The sequence below is a fragment of the Enterococcus sp. LJL90 genome (assembly GCF_056924355.1).
The window spans coordinates 1-16357 of record NZ_JBXPBQ010000018.1 but is presented as its reverse complement, the minus strand read 5'-3'; the positions used below and the strand labels follow the sequence as shown (position 1 = coordinate 16357).

The window sequence follows — 16357 nt, the reverse complement described above, 5'->3', positions numbered from 1 at the left end:
AAAGGGAACACCTTATGATAATGCTGGAATCGAATCTTTCCATGCTTCATTGAAAAAGGAAGAAGTCTACACGACTAGCTACTCAGATTTTGAAGAAGCAAATCGAGCGCTATTTAGCTACATTGAAGGATTTTATAACCGAAATCGAATCCATAGCTCGATTTACTATCTAACCCCACAGGAGTTTGAAGAGTTGGCAAAAGCAAAAATGGCGTAACCGTCTCTACTAAAATGTGTCCAAGATATTGACTCAAATCCACTCTTGTTCTTCAATACTAGGTAAAAGGTATTTAATTGAATTCAAATCACGAGGATAAACTGCTGCCACACTAGTAGTTCCAACTGCTCTAGCATGCACTTGATTTAACATTTGTTCAGTGTTATAGAGATAATTAAAAAATATTGTATTAATCCCAGCAAATATAAAACAGGCTATATTACTATTGTATGCAAATTTCCCACGAGCTCTAAAGTATTCCTAGTATTAAATAAAAAATCACCAAATTTAACAATATTCTCAGGTTCAATAGTTTGTTTTTCATCAAAGTATTCTAATTTTTTAAATAAGAAATATCCACGTTGGATATTTCCCATCTTCAATAATGGTAACCCTCTGTTTGTCTCTGTACCCAACAAGTTAGTTCCAGTTTTAATTGATACTATATTGTCTTTGAATTTACGCTGTTCCCAATCATTAGTAAACCCCGGAAAGCGAAGTTCTAGTACCTTTCGTTGTTTACTCATGCCAGATCACCTCTAATTCTTCAAAGTACTGGTCCAATACGGCATTACTCTCCACTATCTCTCTATCGATTGCTTGTAATTGGTGGTGAACGGCATGTAAATCAATGTCAGGTTCTTCTTCAAAGGTATCGACATAACGAGGAATATTTAGATTGAAGTCATTCTCCGCAACTTCAGTTAACGGTGCCACATAGCTATATTTGTCAATCGTTTCACGATTTTTGTAGGTATCTACTATCTTTGACACATGTGCATCCGATAACCGATTTTGATTCTTGCCTTTTTCAAACTCGTTAGAGGCATCAATAAATAAAATATCTTTATCGTGTTCAAGGCATTTCTTAAAGATTAAAATGCAGGTAGGGATACTAGTCCCAAAGAAGATATTGGCAGGCAAGCCAATTACGGCATCCAAATAGTTATAGTTATCGATTAATACTTTGCGAATAGTTCCCTCAGCTGCGCCTCTAAACAAGACCCCATGGGGTAAAACAACAGCCATCGTTCCATTATCAGCCAAATGATAAAGTACTTGTTCATTGTGCTTGTTCACCTGTCGCCTAAAGTTTTTGAGTAATGCCTCTTCATCTGGAATCTTAACTTGTTCATAGCCATTAGATGTCAATAATTGAATTAGCCTTTTTTCAAGCGTTGCTTCACTTTCGTAAGTCATCCACTTCTCCTTAACCCACCGTTTAGTCTCATTTTATCATACTGGAGGGTGCAAAAAGATATCCTAATGTAGCAACGAGATAGTTTTTTATCCAGGAGTCAGGCAAAAAATGATTATAAAACTGTTGGCCCGTTCATCCAACTGAGAGATTCTACATAAAGAACAAGTCGTTTTATAAATAGAAAATATCGTTTACAAAACGGACTTGTTCCTTTCATCCACAGCAATTTTATGCTAAAATGAGTATAATAAAAGAGGACATACGATAATATGCCCTCCAAGTAGAACCGTTTAAGACGGCAGCAAGTTTTAACAGATTTTAGAAATAATCGTCGCCCTGCTAAAGTTGACGGTTATTTCTTTTTGTCGTGTTTAAGCAAGTCCACAATCAATTTTATCAAAGCAATGGTAAACATACCAAAACTCAATAACAATTGAATTGTCTCTAATGCAGACAAAAGGCTTCTCCTTTCGTAGATTTCAGCACTTACATTCATAAGCACCACCACCTCTCAAAGATAGCCACCGTCATAACTTTTCTACCTGTTTAGTATATCATAAATAAAATTAGTCAGCTTCCAAACGGAAAAACAAGCTTTAGAATTTCGAGGCTTGTTGCTTTATCCTGTAAAAATCAAAAAGACAAATCGTCGTCTGAAATATCTATACTGTTGCCGCCTAGAAAAGGGGCTGAACTCGACTGAAATTTGTCAGAAACGCTTCATTACGATCTATATAATCTAAATAGGAGCCATAGATTTTTGATCCACTAAAGGTAAATTTTGAGACGGTGACTATTCCTACTTTACTGTTGCTCATGAAGAACCAGCTTCTCGTTCACGTTTGGCTTCTAGGTTACGTTTATTGATGTTATCGACATCTTTTGCGACTTTTGTTTCAGCCGCTTGTAGTGCTTGAGTGTGCAACTGATCTGTGGTGATAAACCCGTTGATTCCCAAGTGAAAGAGTAAGCCATTCATTGTTTCCAAAAGTACCCTGGTATTTTTTTCCGTAGTACCTGTGCGAGGTTCAATTACTCTAAATTTCTGAGCCAGTTTCTCTGCGGTTAAGTTGGAAAGAAGATCAAAGTTGGTGCTTAACAAACTGGCACTTTTATACAACTCTATTAACCGAATAAGAAGTTCTGAATGGCTCTTACAATCCTCATTGGATTCTTCAAACTCCGACCAAAATCCATACGCTTTTGGTGTGGACTCAGGCGACAGTCGTACGTCGATTCGATAGGTAGGTTTCATGTTAATCCTCCAATCCAATTGTCTTAATTAAGTCCGACATCATAGTCGTGTTTGCTTGAATGACAAGCAAGCATTCACGCACAAGAGAATCATAAGTCCGACTCATGTTTTGTAGGTTAGCTGACTCACCATGTGTCACCAACAATTGGCGCACATATTCTTCTCTGGAAGTGTTTGCGTGTTTGGCTTTTTCGTCTAAAGCTGCAACGGTTTGTTTAGGTAAATTTCTCACTTTTATCTCGCCCATAGGGGTCACCTCATTTCATTTTTCAGATGGAACAACGACTCAATACAACGAGTGTACATCAACACATGTTCATAGAATCTTCATATTTCACAAGGAAATCTAGTAAGAGCATAAGGGAAACCTGACCCCAAAATTGGAGTAAACCGCAGAGCGGTTTGGTTTTTTCTAGGGCCCAGTTTTTTTTCACATGCGGCAAATATGGGCTTATCTGCCGGACCTATTTTTGGAGAGTGCGTTTCTTCCAGCAACCGCTCAAAGGAGGTTATCCTGTCTTCATTCGAGGAAATTTCTTCCTCAATATCGGTCACTTCACTGAGCTTTTGTTCCTTGGTAGATGTATTACTAGCTATCTTTTCTTGGATAGCAGATTGGTCCGCTTCAGCTAATTGTTCATATGATTTTTCTAAATCAGAATTAGCAGAATCTAGTTTCGCAACGTCTCGTTCTAGCTCAGAAATTTTAGTTTTGTATGACTCATTTTCGTCTTCAGCTAGCTTAATTTTTGATTCTAAATAGGCCACTTTTCCTTCTTGTATAGTGAGCGAATAGTCTGTTAACCCGTCGCTAAACAATTCAAATTTATCCGTTGCAGCCAGGCTCGGTTCCACGCCTTCTTCTACCGGAAAAAGCTCATAACTTATCTTTTTCCACTTCGTAGGAAGTTGTACTCGAACGATAAAAAAATCTTCATAAACCTTTGTCGTTTCCGTTGGTAAATAGTCCGCCGTAATCTTATCTGCCTTCGCAAATAATTCAAAACTTACTAACGGATTGGTCTTATCTGTAGGGATTTAAAACGCAAAAATGAATTGATTTTCGTCCTTGTCATAGCCATTTGCTAAGTAAGTTATGGGAACATTTCCTTGTGAGAATGTCGTGTACAAAGGGGTACTTTTGTCTGCCTGAAATAGACCAGATAGAACGCCACTCAGTTGAAAAAGAATCAAAATAAAGACGATTAAAACCGTTCGTTTCAAATATTTTTTTCGTATTGAAGTGGTCAACTTGACCTTTGGAACATCCATAAGAGCCTCCTTTCGTTTTAACGATTATTGGTCAATTTAATTACCCTTTTAGTATCCAGATCGGACATCATACATGGTAATTGTATTGATTTTATTTTCAGTTGTTAGGTCTAACTCAAGAACAAATTCATTACGTATCTTATCTTTTTGTGTCTACTAATAAATTAGATGGCTTTCAATCCGATAAGCTTTTATTTCTACATGATTTTCTAACCGACGTCGTTGTATTCGTGTTTGTAATTCTTCAAGTGCTTCTTGTGCAGAATTGGCCTCAATATCTCGCTCACACCCATTAGCTACAGTCCCTAGTGGATTTGGTGTACTTATCCAATACACATCAAATTGATTCATTTGTCCCTCTCTTTCTGTCTTGTCCTGTTTTCAGTTTTGTTAGGCGGCACTTTGTCGTTTCTAGTCTGCCTGATCAGCCCTTCCAGAACGTGCAATAAATTGTTGAGAATCCCAGTCAAAAGTCTACAAACGCATTTCCGCTAGTTGGTTAAATCCTTCGGTTTTACAATATACACGTCTCCAAGCTTAAAGCTCTCTACCCGTTTCACAAAGATTCTCCTTCCAAAAAATTGTACATAAGCACTTCGTGTGTTTTTCTTTTTTGAGAAGTAGTCATTAGTCGGTGCGAACACCCTTGAAAGAAATAGCAAAAGCTCTTAAACATGTAATTATCCGCATTTTTAATTGTGTGGTCTGTTCGTATCTTTTGAACCACACGCCGTAAATGTAACTCGATTTCTTCTTGCCAATCTTCTCCGATGACGACAATACCCTTTTCTTTTTCCACCTTCTTTTTGGCACGCTGAATAATGCCAACGGTCTCATAAGCTTGGTCAAAGGTTTTAGAAAATAAGGCGATAAATTTTAAACTGTTCTCTGTCAAAAAGGTTTGCGTATTGGTCAAGTGAAAGCTGGCTAACAATTCTTGATCCAGTTGCTGGTCTTTGTTAGTATCTATCACTTTAGTATCTATCACTTTAGTATCTTTTTTATCTGTATCTTTTATTGTGTTAATTTTAATACTGGTACTTTTATGTGCGTTATTTTGATGAATAGGGTATGGTTCATTTTGAACCATAGGGTCGCTATTTGAAATATTAATCGCTACTGGTTCTTCTTTAGTATGCTCTTTTGGGAATTGGTTGAGGGTGTAAATGTTTTTTACGATTTCTCTCTTGTCGTTAAACACTTGTGTAACAGACAAATAGCCATAATCGATTAAAAGTTTTCTATGTTTGTAAAATCTATTCTTTGCAATAGATAAGTCACATAATATTTTTTTTAGAGAAGGAAATGCGGTATTTCCTGCCCCGGCATAAGTTACAATATAGGCATAAATAGCTTTTGCTTCAATAGTCAACCGTATGTCTTGCATTACTAGTTTTGGCATAACACCATAACCTTTAGCATTTATATTTTGAGTTTCTAGGTAATTCTCAGTTAAGTTTTCCATTGTTAAAAACTCCTTTAAAATATTAGTAGTGTACGAGTAATAGTAGAGAGCTAAAACCTATACATGCAAAAAGATACATTTAACATATAATAGCTCGATAGTATTTGCAATAGCGTAGATGAACAGATTTATGTATCTTTGTATCTAAGTAGTGAAAGATAAAAAGATACAAAGATAAATGTATCCTTGTATCTTTTTATGTATCTTTGTATCTTTGATGTTTCTATTGTTATAGCAAGCTTTATATTATATACTTATAAAAAAGATACATTTTCTATTTATTTTTGTTTGACTTTAAGTTATACTAGAAAACAAGAAAAAGGATACAAAGATACATGTATCCAATGTTAAATTTATATTACAGAAAAAGGGGAATTGATATGGCAAAGACTATTATTTTCGGTCAACAAAAGGGTGGGGTTGGGAAAACGACAGATACATGCATGACTGCATTAGTCGCTGCATTAGTAAAAATGCACAAGGTATTAGTTATAGATATTGATCTTCAAGCGAATGCTACTGTTTTTTTATCTAAAAGTTTTAATTTAGAAAAAATTCCAAAAACTATTATGGCAGCATTAGAAGACGGTGATTTAGGAAGCTCTATAATTGAGTTAAACTCAAATTTACATTTAATTCCTTCTGGCTATGATATGAGGCTCTATACAGAGTTTCTGACTGAAAATTTTAATAATACTAAAGATAGAACATTTTATTTGAAAAAGTTACTCTCTAAAATCGAAAACAATTATGATTACATTTTTATTGATGTTCCGCCTTCAACAGACTTAAAAGTTGATAACGCAATGGTGTGTTGTGACTATTTAGTTGTTGTTCAAGAAACACAACAATTTTCTTTCGAAGGTAGTCAAAGACTAATTTTCGATTATGTGCAAACTTTAGTAGATGATTTTGGAAGTCAAGTACCTATTCAGATCGCTGGTGTACTACCGGCATTGTTGCAACAAAAAAGACCAATGCACCAAAAATTAGTTGAAGAAACAATTGAAACCTTTGGAAGAGATAATGTATTTAATACTATCATTCAAAATCATGCAAGATTACAATGGTATGCTAGGTTAGGGTTCAAATTCGAGGACTACCATGACAAGAAAATGATTGCTCTATTTGCAGATATTTTTGAAGAGTTAGAACAAAGAATTAAACTATTTGAAGACGAAGGAGACGTTACAAATTATTTGTATCAACCTTTGTATTCTTTAACTCAGAGTAAATTAACTAATCTTGGAAAGGAGCTGAATGTTAATGGGTTTAATTAATCGAGACATACCAAAAGGTCCAGAAATTGAACAGGAAGCAAACACAAGTCGAACAGATAAAGTAATTCTTAATAGCAAAAAAAAGCTGGGATCTGAAAATAGAAAAAATATAAAAGTGAGTGAAGATACTTTTAATCTTGTTAAGACAATAGCTACCATGCAAAGTTTAAAAAATTATGAATTTATAGATGAAGTAGTCCATTTTTATATAGAAAATAAAATGTCTGAAAGAGAGCAAAGGATACTTAAAAACCTCACCCCGAAATAAGATACATGTATCCTTTTATCTTTGTATCCTTTTTATAGTCATTAAAAATACGGGTTCAATCTGTAGCTTTTTATCATTAAAAGAAACTTTATTTTTTATATTTTACTATAAGTAAAGACAGTAGATGATTATTTCATCTGCTGTCTTTTTGTGTTGTATTCTTATTGTCAACATCCTTCACCAGCTTCTCTAGTTCATTTTGCTCTTTGGTCTCCCAGTTTTTATTAAGAATTTGTGGGATAAAAGAAGGAGAGATAATTTTCTTCTTACTATGACTCATTTTAACCATGCTGTAACTCCTTTAAATTTTATAAACCGATTAAACGAACAGTGTCATAAGGGATTGCAGTAGTTCCCACATAAAGTGCCACGTCATCATAGCCAATTAATTTACCTGTCACGTTAGGTCTGAAATTCCCTTCTAAATCCGTTTCGTCAAGCTGAATGAAAACAGCTCGATCTTTTAGTAATGCCTCCTCAATAACGTCTTGTAATTCTTGTTCTGTGAGTTGAGGTAAAGCTTTGATTGACGTATGACGAGTTGTGTGGTCGCTTGATAGGGTAGCGGTATGCTCACTTAAAAAGAAGCCTTGATACTTTAACAAGCCTCTATCTCGATACTGGCGAAAAAATTCAGCTTTAATACTCATCTTTGGCTCCTCCTTGATTGATTCCTTCACTGCCGCCTGCATGGCCACCGACCTGAGACGCCCGTTTAATTGCGGTTCCAGCTTCTAAAGCAGAATAACCATGCACAATCGACGTAAAACCAAAGCGATTACGAATCTCGTCAATGAGCGAGTCGAGTTTCTCTTCTTTCAATTGCTGCTCCGGTTCTTCAAATAGAGAGAATTGAAAAGCTCCATTTTCAACCAATCCACCACAAGTAATGGAAATATTGCGTACAAAACAGCCGGGCGTATAAAATTTATGGAATAACTGAAAAACAGCTTCCGCAAGTGGTTTCGAGCGGTCTGTTGCGGATATTTTTTGTTGCCTTGAAAAGCCGTCTGTAAAAGGCCAAAAAAAGATGTAGGTTTTAGGCCAATGAAAAGCAGATTAGACGTAGGTACGTTTAATAACACTATATTAGGTATAACTTTACTTGGAACTAAGGTGTGATAGCCTTTGGCTGAGCCGCAGGCTTTCTAAAGGCGTACATCACACCTTTAGAAGGTTCTTAGTCAAGTTAGACCAGATTCTATAATGAAATTTGGATTAAATAGACAATTATTAATGGCCAAAAACCTACATTTTCAATGCCCTTTTTCCTACATTTTATTGTGGCCCTTTACACTAAATCCAAATTTCAGAGAAGGCCGACCAAAAAAATTCAGCAAAGACCAGTTAGAGTTAGCACTGGAATTATTGAAGCAGCACAAGACCGTTTCAAATAAAACTGGTATTAGTGTGGCTACCTTATATAGAGAGAAAGCAAAAAGAGCTCAACTGGAAGCTGAGCTTTCTTCTATTAAGCAAAAAATATAGAAACGATAGAGTATTGTTTTTGTTGGCTCTTTATAACTGATCACATTTAACGGAAAAAGGTCCCGACTTTGATCCAACCTTCATTTTCCTGTTTCTAATTCTTCTTTTGGTGTTCCTATCTCTGGAAGAACAGATAAATCAATTTTAGCTTCCTCAAGGGATACATCTTTTGGAAGGGCTACAGATTTATTACCTTTAAACGTATATAGGACATAAGACCTTTGCTCAATCATTGTATCCTCTTTTTTTAACACATCACCTTCAGTTGCATACTTACTTTCATTTCCTACTAAATCGCTAGAAGAACTTGTCTGACCTTTTGTTTCTTTTACCGAAGATGTTGTTTGATCACTCATTGATAAATTCCCCTTTTCTGCATGATTGATCTGACAACCAGTCAAAGCAATACTTGCTAATAAAAATACTATAAAAAAAAATTTTTTCAATATAGAACACTCCTTTTACATTCATAGATTCTTAAACTATAAAGATTTTTAAAGATTTATTTTTCATAAAAGTTATTGAATTGAATCGTAAAAACCATCCCATTTTGTTTGTTGTTTGGAACAAATTTGTAAGTATAATTGTTCGTATCCAAAATTTGCTTGACTATAAATAAACCAAGACCATTTCCTCCCAATTTACGATTACGAGCATAATCAGGTCTATAAAATGGTTCAAATATTTTAGTTAAAATTTCAGGTTCTAAAGGTTTACATGAATTTTCAATAATGAAACAATTTTTCTTAAGTTTAATATTAATTTGACCATCTTCTTGGCAATACTGAAATGCATTGGTTATAACATTAGAAAGCAAACGCTCTACTTGTTCTTTATTTGCTATGATATTTATTTCGGTAAGATCCACTGTAAAATGTTTTCTCTTTGCCTCTGAAATAATTTTATAAGGTTTAACTAAGTCTTCCACAATGCTCTTAAGAGAAAACTTTGTTGCTTTACCTTGTTCACTTATCCTCTCATCTTTATAAACTGAAAATATGTTATGTATCAAATTTTGTTGAGTAGATAACAAATCTTGACAGATTTCAAGGTATTTTTCTCTGTCTTGATAGCGACCGACATTTAATCTCATTCCTTCAATAATACCTGACATTATAGTTATTGGTGTTTTTAATTCATGAGCCGCACTTTGAACAAAATATTCCTTGTTACGCTCAATTTCTTCTACTTTTGAAATTTCTACTTCAAGAGCTCTTATCGTATTTTTTAGTGTGTTATTTAGTAAATTGATATCTTTAGCTAGACCAGCGAGCTCGTCTTTTCCTGAAATATCGCATTCTACATCTATTTTTTTTACCATCTTATTTGTTATTTCCGATATATTTAAAATACGTTTGGTAGAACTTCTTGAATATATATATGTCGAGACTATACCTATGATCAATGTTATTAATAAAATTATAGGAAGTAATTCTAGCATAACGTTACTTGCTTCTATTATAGGTTGTGTTAACGTGAATCCACTCAAAAAATATTTATCACCATTATCGTCCCAAAACTCCTTTATTATTCTTTCAGCCACAATTGAACTTCCTAATGAACTGGGGACATCGAAACTATTGATATTCGAGGTTTCTTCATCATCCCATCTGATCAAATTGCCAGTATACATTTGATTATTCTGTTCATCAGTTAGCACCCAGTTAGTATTACTAAAATTTTTTTCTAAATAATTGACAGCATCTTCAATTGGCATCTTTTCAATTTCTTCAATGGCTTCAGAAAGATCATTACTAAGAGAGGTACTTTGCTTAAATTGATAATAAACAGGAATCATAAAATAAAAAAAAGCTATTGATATCAACATAGTAGACATAATAATAGTCAATGTATAACAAAAATTTTTCTTCCAAATTTTCATATTACACCTTCAAATTTGTAACCGATCCCTTTAATGGTAGTGATTTTAACATTTGGTATTTTTTTGCGCAGATTTCGAATATGGTTATCAATTATTCTCGTATCTGCAAAGTCATAGTATTCCCAGACAGAGTTTAAAATATTTTTTCTTGTGACAATAGAATTTTTATTTTGAATAAGACAGGTAAAAATATCAAGCTCCTTTTTTGTTAATTCAATAGTTTTTCCTTTATATTTGACTTCACAGTTATTCATAAACACTTCAAGTTCTCCAACGACTATTTTATCTTCTCTTTTTAAACTACGTCTAGTTAAAATATTTTCCACTCTTTTTACTAAGACTGTAGGAGAAAAAGGTTTTGTCACATAGTCATCAATGTTTTGATTAAAACAAATAATTTGTGTTTGTTCATCACTTAATGCTGTCAACATAACAATAGGAACATCTGACATATTACGAATTTCCTTAAGAACATCCAATCCATTTTTTCCTGGCAGCATTATATCTAAAATTACTAAATCAAATTTACTTTGGTTGAATTTTTCAACTGCAGCTTGACCATCCAAGCAAACAGAAACACTGTAGCCAGATTCAACTAAGAAATCTTGAATCAATTGACTAATAAGAATTTCATCTTCTACAACCAATACATTCATTATTTATTCCCCTTTAGCTTATAAAGTATTCCAACAGATCGAGTATAACATTTCTTACTGAAAAACTTCCTAACAGCTTTTCCAGTTTGGTGTTGTTTAGGATAGCTATTTTTTCTCAGGACAGCTATTTTTTCCTATTTTGAAACCCTTGAAAAGTTAGTTCCCTTCAAAAAAAAATCTCAAAAAAATCCATTTCCATTTTAATTGGAACCCCGTTGCCAGGGAGAGTAGGGGTTGCCAAATTACATTGGGATTTCTAAATAAAGTCCTATGTTTTTTCCAACACGAAAATTCTATTCATCAATCAACTGTATAACTTAATCAGGCTTTTTTGTTCGGCAACATTTCGTCTGAAACGAACTAAATCAGGGATAAATTTACGATATAATCCTTCAACCTTCTTTAAGATAGTGTGATAAGTGGTTTGAAAATCTGAATAGCTTTGGGTATTCTGTAGTTGGCTTTGCATGGAACATTCACTCATTTCGTTTTGGTTTTGAGCTAATTTTATCGCAAAGCTATTTTATGTTTTTAAAATTAACTAGCACAACAGGTATATAGGAGTATCTATTCAAAACGTAATGCTTCAATAGGATTTAATTTTGAAGCTTTGATAGCTGGTAGTAAGCCGAATAAAATTCCAATCAAGCAACAAAATGCTAAACTTCCAAAAATTGCTAACACAGATATAATATAAGGAAATCCTAATATATTTACGATAACCAAACCTGCGATTATTCCGGTGACAATTCCAATCATTCCTCCGATTAAGGTTAATATGACAGATTCAGCCAAGAACTGCTGCAAAATTAGCGTTCTCCGAGCACCTAGCGCTTTTTTTACTCCAATTTCTCGTGTACGCTCTGTAACAGATACTAGCATAATATTCATCACACCTATCCCACCGACTAATAAAGAAATGCTAGCAATCCCTGCTAGTAAATAGAAGTTTGATTTATTAAACTCCTCCATCTGTTGTGTATACTGGTCATAGTCTTCAATACCAAAAACATAATCAGATTCAGGGAATTTTTTATTTAATGATTGAGCTACTCTAGTGGCAACTAATTGTAAATCGTTTATACTTTGTGTTTGTACTAACACTGTTGGTTGGTTATCGATTGTCTCAAAAATATTATTCCACTGATTATATGGTACAAAAGCGGTTTTTTCTGAATTATATACTTGCTCATTCAACTTTTCTCTGTAAATACCTATTAATTGAAAAGGTGTGCCATTAATCTCTATATAACTACCAATTTGTACCTCTTTAGGTAATTGTTTTTTCATTTCTTCATTTATGATAATTACTTGCTTTCGTTGCGCTTGGTCCTGGTCATTAATCATTCGTCCATCTAATAGTTTTAAGTTTTTCATATTGATATAGTCTGAGCTTGCTGCTGAAAATTTACCATAAATTGTTTTAGTTTTATAGAAAGCTGCTTGGTTCACCGCATAGCCAATCCCAATATTTTTTAAATTGCTATCTTTTTTTAGTTCTTTTAAAATTTCATCCGATATTTCAGGTATATACAATGGTTTTTTTGCTTGGCTACTATTTGCTTCCCCTTTGTCAAATCTAGATATTTGATCATATAGTACTTCCATTGTATTGTTTGTTCCACCTAGAAGTTGTCGTTTCATATTAGCAGTATTTCCTTCGATAATGCTAAAAATACTAATGATAGCTGCAATGCCAATAATTACTCCTAGCATCGTTAAGATTGACCGCATTTTATGTGCAAAAACAGAACGTATTGAAATAACCAACATTTCCATATCTTTAGTCTCCTGTTCTTATTGAAAAATACCATCTCGAATCACAATGAGCCGTTCACAATAATTAGCTATCTCCAACTCATGAGTTATAACAATAATCGTTTTGCCTTTGTAATTTAATTCCTTCAAAATAGTCATAATTTGTTCTCCCGTTGTCGTGTCTAGCGCGCCCGTTGGTTCATCTGCCAAAATTATAGGAGCATTTGTGACCAATGCTCGAGCAATAGCGACTCTCTGTTTTTGTCCTCCTGACAATTCTGATGGAAAAAAATTTTTCCGATCAAAAAGCCCAACTTCTGACAACAAGTGTAGCGCTCTTATTTTTCGTTCTTCCTTTGAAATTTTGGAATATATGAGTGGTAATTCTACATTTTGAAGTGCTGTTAAACGCGGCATCAGGTTAAAATTCTGGAAAATAAAACCTATTTTTTTATTTCGTATATCAGAAAGCTGATTTTCAGATAGCTCAGCGATATTTTGTTTATCGAGTTCATAGATTCCCTCAGTTGGCAAATCTAAGCAACCCAAAATATTCATTAATGTGGATTTACCCGAACCTGAAGGTCCCATGACTGCACAAAATTCTCCCTTTTTGATTGTAAGATTGATATTCTTTAATACAGAAATTTGTGAGTCTCCCTGTTTATATGATTTCGAAATATTAGTTAATTTCAACACACTAACTTACCTCTATTCCTTCTTTTACCTCATCTGAGGCTTCAATAATGTTGTCTTCTTCACTAATCCCACTTATAATAACTACTTTTTCCCCATTACTCTTATCTTCATCTATTGTTATCTCTTGTTTTTTTACTTTCCCGTTGATTACTTTCCAAACAAAATATTTTTTACTATCTTGTCCATTTTCTGTTGTCTTTTCTTCTTTTACATAATCTTTTGGAAGCGTTAGTTGAGATTCACTATCTGATAATAACTTGACATACACATTTGAACCAAGTAATGGCGCATTGTCCGTTTCTTCTAATTTTACTGTATAAGAATATTTTGAAAGATTAGGATTTTCTTCTTCTTCTGTATCATCTGATTTCCCATCCTCGGCAACTAAGTAGCCTATTTTTGTGACTTTCCCTCTCCAAGTATTTTCAGGATTTTTTCGATCAATAATCTCGACTGGTTGCTCTAAAGAAGCACTCTCCCTATCAAACTCACTAATTTTCCCTTTTACATAAAGACTGCTACTATCAACAATTTCAATAAAGTTGTCACTACTTTTCTCATCATCTGATTTATCTAAAAGTTCTTTATTTAAACTTTTAATCTGACCATCAGTTGAAGCTGTCACAACATTCTTTTCGGAATTTTCGACAGCTGCCTGATATGTTATTTGTGCAGTGTCAACCGCAGCTTTGGCATTTACAATATCGTTGCTAGCTATTGTGGCTTGCATTTTCAAATCAGCCAACTCAGATGCTTGATCTTCTGTATAAGTTCTGCTTGCTTTGTTATACATATCCCATTTGAGCGTTTCAGTATCTTCTGCACTATATAGCAATTGTTTTTTTTCTGTTAAGACCGCTTCAGCCTCTTTCAGCTCTAACTCCATGCTTATATTTTTATAATTAAATAACACTTGTCCTTTTGCAACATTGTCACCTTCATTTACTGCTAAATTTTCAACAGTTCCTTTAGAAGGGTCTATTTTTATTTTTGATATGCTATTTGCGGTTATTGCACCCGCCAAGGTTACTGCAGATTCTCCATATGTATCATTCTTTTGAAGCGATTTAACAGAAATTTTTTCATAAGTAGTATGAACATCTTTTATTTCAGCTGACGATACTGAACTTTTAATGTTGCTTCCATAGTAGTAAAAAATAACTACAAAAATTACAGATAGAAGTATCATGAATAGGAGTCGTTTTCTTTTTACAATTTTTTTAGCCATATCTATTTCCTCAACTGTCTAATTCTTTATAGTTATTCGTTTTCTAAATCTTCTGATGAGTATGATTGAATATTTTTTTCATCAGGTATGACCGCACCTGCATCATCCATGTCTACTCCTTTAGGTAATATAACATTAGATCCATCTTTCATTTCATATACCGTTACTTCTTCTCCATCAAGTACCTCATCTTTTTGACTGACAACATCTTTCGATGTAAGTTTTTGTCCTCCTTGATTATCTTCAGTTCCTTCTTGACTATTACTTCCATTACAAGCTGTTCCTACAATCATTAATGCAAATAAACAAGCACTTAAAGTTAATTTTTTTTTCATTTCTTTTCATACCCTTCTTTATTTATTAAATAAAGAATACCAAATCAATCTACAGAAACTTAGTTCTAAATCTCCTTTTTGTCTCCTTTTATTTAGACGTAAAGGACCAAGGTTAGATGAATCTTTCTCTAAATTGTTGAAAAACTTGCTGAATGTCAATATATTCGGAATATTTTAGTAAAGGAAATTGCGCCAAAATCTTTTTCATATATCACAAAGAGCGAAAGATTAAAATTCAAATGTTATTAAATATATAGTAGACGTATTGACCATATCAAAAAAACCAACTCATAAAGAGGTGGCTATAGCGTAAAATATTTTGTGTAAATAGAAATTTGGTATAAACAAAAGAAAGTCCATTCTGTAAAATTAAAGTTACGACAACCAAAATTTTATAGGAAAACTTTCTTATGACTAATTTTACAACAGAAATTATGGAAACACCAATCACCAAAGGTGATTTGGACGATTTATTCGACTAATTTAGTTAAAGGATTTAATAAACGGCTAAAAAAATATACAAAAAGAAAAGAGCAATTTCTTAATGAAGAATCTCTGGAGATATATTGGAATATCTAGATGAGTCTTTATAAGTAAAAGTGAAGGGTTTATATGAATACAATAAATATAATTTTGTTTGGATTGATACTCGTAACAAGTTGGAATTGAGTCAATATCTTGGACACATGTTAGTAGAGACGGTTACGCCATTTTTGCTTTTGCCAACTCTTCAAACTCCTGTGGGGTTAGATAGTGAATCGAGCTATAGATTCGATTTCGGTTATAAAATCTTTCAATGTAGCTAAATAGCGCTCGATTTGCTTCTTCAAAATCTGAGTAGCTAGTCGTGTAGACTTCTTCCTTTTTCAATGAAGCATGGAAAGATTCGATTCCAGCATTATCATAAGGTGTTCCCTTTCTACTATAAGAATACCTTATTTTGTTGGTTTCAAGCCATTGTTCCACTTCTCTGGTTGTGTATTGGCTGCCCAAGTCAGTGTGTAGAATCATTCCTTCTGGAATGTCATAATGCATTTTTGCTTTGTTCAGCGTTTGAATGACACAATCCACAATCATTCGTTTTGAAAATGTATAGCTAATAATCTTTTTCGTGTGTAAATCCATGATTGAAGATAAGTAACACCAACCATTTTTCTTAGTAGGAATGTAAGTAATGTCAGCTACCCATTTCTCACAGATAGTCTTAGTAGAAAAGTCCTGATTTAAGAGGTTCTCTTTTGAAATAATCGGTTTATTAGACCTTTGAGGTCTATATTTTTTAACTACAATCGACCTTAAATTTAATTGTTTCATTAGCTTTTGGACATGTTTAAGAGATACTGAAATACCTTC

Annotated in this window: 23 protein-coding genes and 2 pseudogenes; 4 read left to right on the top strand and 21 right to left on the bottom strand. The window is 33.6% G+C overall.

The features are described from left to right. Positions 1-217, top strand: a 217-nt coding sequence (locus AC1Z3S_RS19165; RefSeq protein ID WP_461741707.1) for an IS3 family transposase, incomplete at its 5' end; no start/stop codon positions are given. A gap of 215 nt (positions 218-432) precedes the next feature. Here the strand turns inward: AC1Z3S_RS19165 and AC1Z3S_RS19160 are convergent. The 9 genes and pseudogenes from AC1Z3S_RS19160 to AC1Z3S_RS19120 all read right to left on the bottom strand — a co-directional run bounded on the left by AC1Z3S_RS19160 (position 433) and on the right by AC1Z3S_RS19120 (position 5410). Beyond that, a complete protein-coding gene (locus tag AC1Z3S_RS19160) occupies positions 433-744 on the bottom strand; it encodes a restriction endonuclease subunit S domain-containing protein (protein ID WP_265460238.1) in 312 nt (103 codons plus the stop codon). Continuing rightward, a pseudogene (locus AC1Z3S_RS19155) lies at positions 737-1273 on the bottom strand (N-6 DNA methylase); the annotation flags it as partial. The gene AC1Z3S_RS19160 and the pseudogene AC1Z3S_RS19155, both read right to left, overlap by 8 nt. Before the next feature lie 497 nt (positions 1274-1770). Further along, positions 1771-1914 (bottom strand): type I toxin-antitoxin system toxin PepG1, encoded by a 144-nt coding sequence (pepG1, locus tag AC1Z3S_RS19150; protein WP_461741706.1) that lies wholly within the window; start codon positions 1912-1914, stop codon positions 1771-1773. A 318-nt stretch (positions 1915-2232) separates the two neighbouring features. After that, positions 2233-2673 carry a hypothetical protein gene (locus tag AC1Z3S_RS19145; RefSeq protein ID WP_461741705.1) on the bottom strand — a complete coding sequence of 147 codons (441 nt, stop codon included), beginning with the start codon at positions 2671-2673 and terminating at the stop codon, positions 2233-2235. A 1-nt stretch (position 2674) separates the two neighbouring features. Then, positions 2675-2905 (bottom strand): FitA-like ribbon-helix-helix domain-containing protein, encoded by a 231-nt coding sequence (locus AC1Z3S_RS19140; protein WP_461738500.1) that lies wholly within the window; start codon positions 2903-2905, stop codon positions 2675-2677. A gap of 95 nt (positions 2906-3000) precedes the next feature. After that, a complete protein-coding gene (locus tag AC1Z3S_RS19135) occupies positions 3001-3528 on the bottom strand; it encodes a hypothetical protein (protein ID WP_461738499.1) in 528 nt (175 codons plus the stop codon). A 183-nt stretch (positions 3529-3711) separates the two neighbouring features. Then, entirely contained in the window at positions 3712-3945 is a 234-nt protein-coding gene (locus AC1Z3S_RS19130; RefSeq protein ID WP_461741704.1) for a hypothetical protein, read from the bottom strand. Between the two features lie 156 nt (positions 3946-4101). After that, the gene (locus AC1Z3S_RS19125) at positions 4102-4296 is read right to left on the bottom strand and encodes a hypothetical protein (RefSeq protein WP_461741703.1); all 195 of its coding nucleotides are present in this window, start codon (positions 4294-4296) and stop codon (positions 4102-4104) included. Positions 4297-4501: 205 nt separating this feature from the next. Continuing rightward, on the bottom strand, positions 4502-5410 hold the full coding sequence (locus tag AC1Z3S_RS19120; protein WP_461741702.1) for a helix-turn-helix domain-containing protein: 909 nt from the start codon (positions 5408-5410) through the stop codon (positions 4502-4504). A gap of 380 nt (positions 5411-5790) precedes the next feature. On the opposite strand from AC1Z3S_RS19120, the gene prgP reads away from it, so the two are divergent. Together prgP and AC1Z3S_RS19110 are read left to right on the top strand one after the other, a co-directional pair. Then, on the top strand, positions 5791-6690 hold the full coding sequence (gene prgP, locus AC1Z3S_RS19115; protein ID WP_461741701.1) for a ParA superfamily DNA segregation protein PrgP: 900 nt from the start codon (positions 5791-5793) through the stop codon (positions 6688-6690). Then, the gene (locus tag AC1Z3S_RS19110; protein ID WP_265460229.1) at positions 6677-6958 is read left to right on the top strand and encodes a hypothetical protein; all 282 of its coding nucleotides are present in this window, start codon (positions 6677-6679) and stop codon (positions 6956-6958) included. The genes prgP and AC1Z3S_RS19110 overlap by 14 nt, the downstream gene beginning before the upstream one ends. Before the next feature lie 133 nt (positions 6959-7091). Here AC1Z3S_RS19110 and AC1Z3S_RS19105 read toward each other — a convergent pair whose 3' ends face one another. The 3 genes from AC1Z3S_RS19105 to AC1Z3S_RS19095 are packed head-to-tail and all read right to left on the bottom strand — an operon-like array spanning position 7092 to position 7990. Then, complete coding sequence (locus AC1Z3S_RS19105; protein ID WP_461741700.1) at positions 7092-7247, bottom strand: hypothetical protein; 156 nt, start codon at positions 7245-7247, stop codon at positions 7092-7094. Between the two features lie 19 nt (positions 7248-7266). Next, positions 7267-7608: a hypothetical protein gene (locus tag AC1Z3S_RS19100; protein ID WP_461741699.1), complete on the bottom strand. Its 342-nt coding sequence runs from the start codon at positions 7606-7608 to the stop codon at positions 7267-7269. Next, positions 7598-7990, bottom strand: coding sequence for a DinB/UmuC family translesion DNA polymerase (locus AC1Z3S_RS19095; RefSeq protein ID WP_416207880.1), 393 nt, complete (start codon positions 7988-7990; stop codon positions 7598-7600). Before AC1Z3S_RS19095 ends, AC1Z3S_RS19100 begins: the two co-directional genes overlap by 11 nt. A 174-nt stretch (positions 7991-8164) precedes the next feature. Here AC1Z3S_RS19095 and AC1Z3S_RS19090 point away from each other — a divergent pair, with 174 nt between their 5' ends. After that, positions 8165-8446, top strand: a complete 282-nt coding sequence (locus tag AC1Z3S_RS19090) for a hypothetical protein (protein ID WP_461741698.1) — start codon at positions 8165-8167, stop codon at positions 8444-8446. Positions 8447-8526: 80 nt separating this feature from the next. Here the strand turns inward: AC1Z3S_RS19090 and AC1Z3S_RS19085 are convergent, their stop codons facing one another. From AC1Z3S_RS19085 to AC1Z3S_RS19045, 9 genes and pseudogenes are all read right to left on the bottom strand, one after another. Further along, positions 8527-8892 carry a hypothetical protein gene (locus tag AC1Z3S_RS19085; protein ID WP_461741697.1) on the bottom strand — a complete coding sequence of 122 codons (366 nt, stop codon included), beginning with the start codon at positions 8890-8892 and terminating at the stop codon, positions 8527-8529. Positions 8893-8948: 56 nt separating this feature from the next. Beyond that, a complete protein-coding gene (locus AC1Z3S_RS19080; protein ID WP_265460224.1) occupies positions 8949-10328 on the bottom strand; it encodes a sensor histidine kinase in 1380 nt (459 codons plus the stop codon). Then, positions 10325-10984, bottom strand: coding sequence for a response regulator transcription factor (locus AC1Z3S_RS19075; protein WP_265460223.1), 660 nt, complete (start codon positions 10982-10984; stop codon positions 10325-10327). Before AC1Z3S_RS19075 ends, AC1Z3S_RS19080 begins: the two co-directional genes overlap by 4 nt. A 328-nt stretch (positions 10985-11312) precedes the next feature. Continuing rightward, a pseudogene (locus tag AC1Z3S_RS19070) lies at positions 11313-11453 on the bottom strand (IS982 family transposase); the annotation flags it as partial. A gap of 98 nt (positions 11454-11551) precedes the next feature. Beyond that, entirely contained in the window at positions 11552-12763 is a 1212-nt protein-coding gene (locus tag AC1Z3S_RS19065) for an ABC transporter permease (protein ID WP_461741696.1), read from the bottom strand. An 18-nt stretch (positions 12764-12781) separates the two neighbouring features. Further along, complete coding sequence (locus AC1Z3S_RS19060; protein WP_265460221.1) at positions 12782-13441, bottom strand: ABC transporter ATP-binding protein; 660 nt, start codon at positions 13439-13441, stop codon at positions 12782-12784. A 1-nt stretch (position 13442) separates the two neighbouring features. Beyond that, positions 13443-14669, bottom strand: coding sequence for an efflux RND transporter periplasmic adaptor subunit (locus AC1Z3S_RS19055; RefSeq protein WP_461741695.1), 1227 nt, complete (start codon positions 14667-14669; stop codon positions 13443-13445). Positions 14670-14701: 32 nt separating this feature from the next. Next, positions 14702-15004, bottom strand: coding sequence for a hypothetical protein (locus tag AC1Z3S_RS19050; RefSeq protein ID WP_265460219.1), 303 nt, complete (start codon positions 15002-15004; stop codon positions 14702-14704). A 702-nt stretch (positions 15005-15706) separates the two neighbouring features. Continuing rightward, on the bottom strand, positions 15707-16357 hold a 651-nt coding region (locus AC1Z3S_RS19045), incomplete at its 5' end, for an IS3 family transposase (protein ID WP_461741694.1).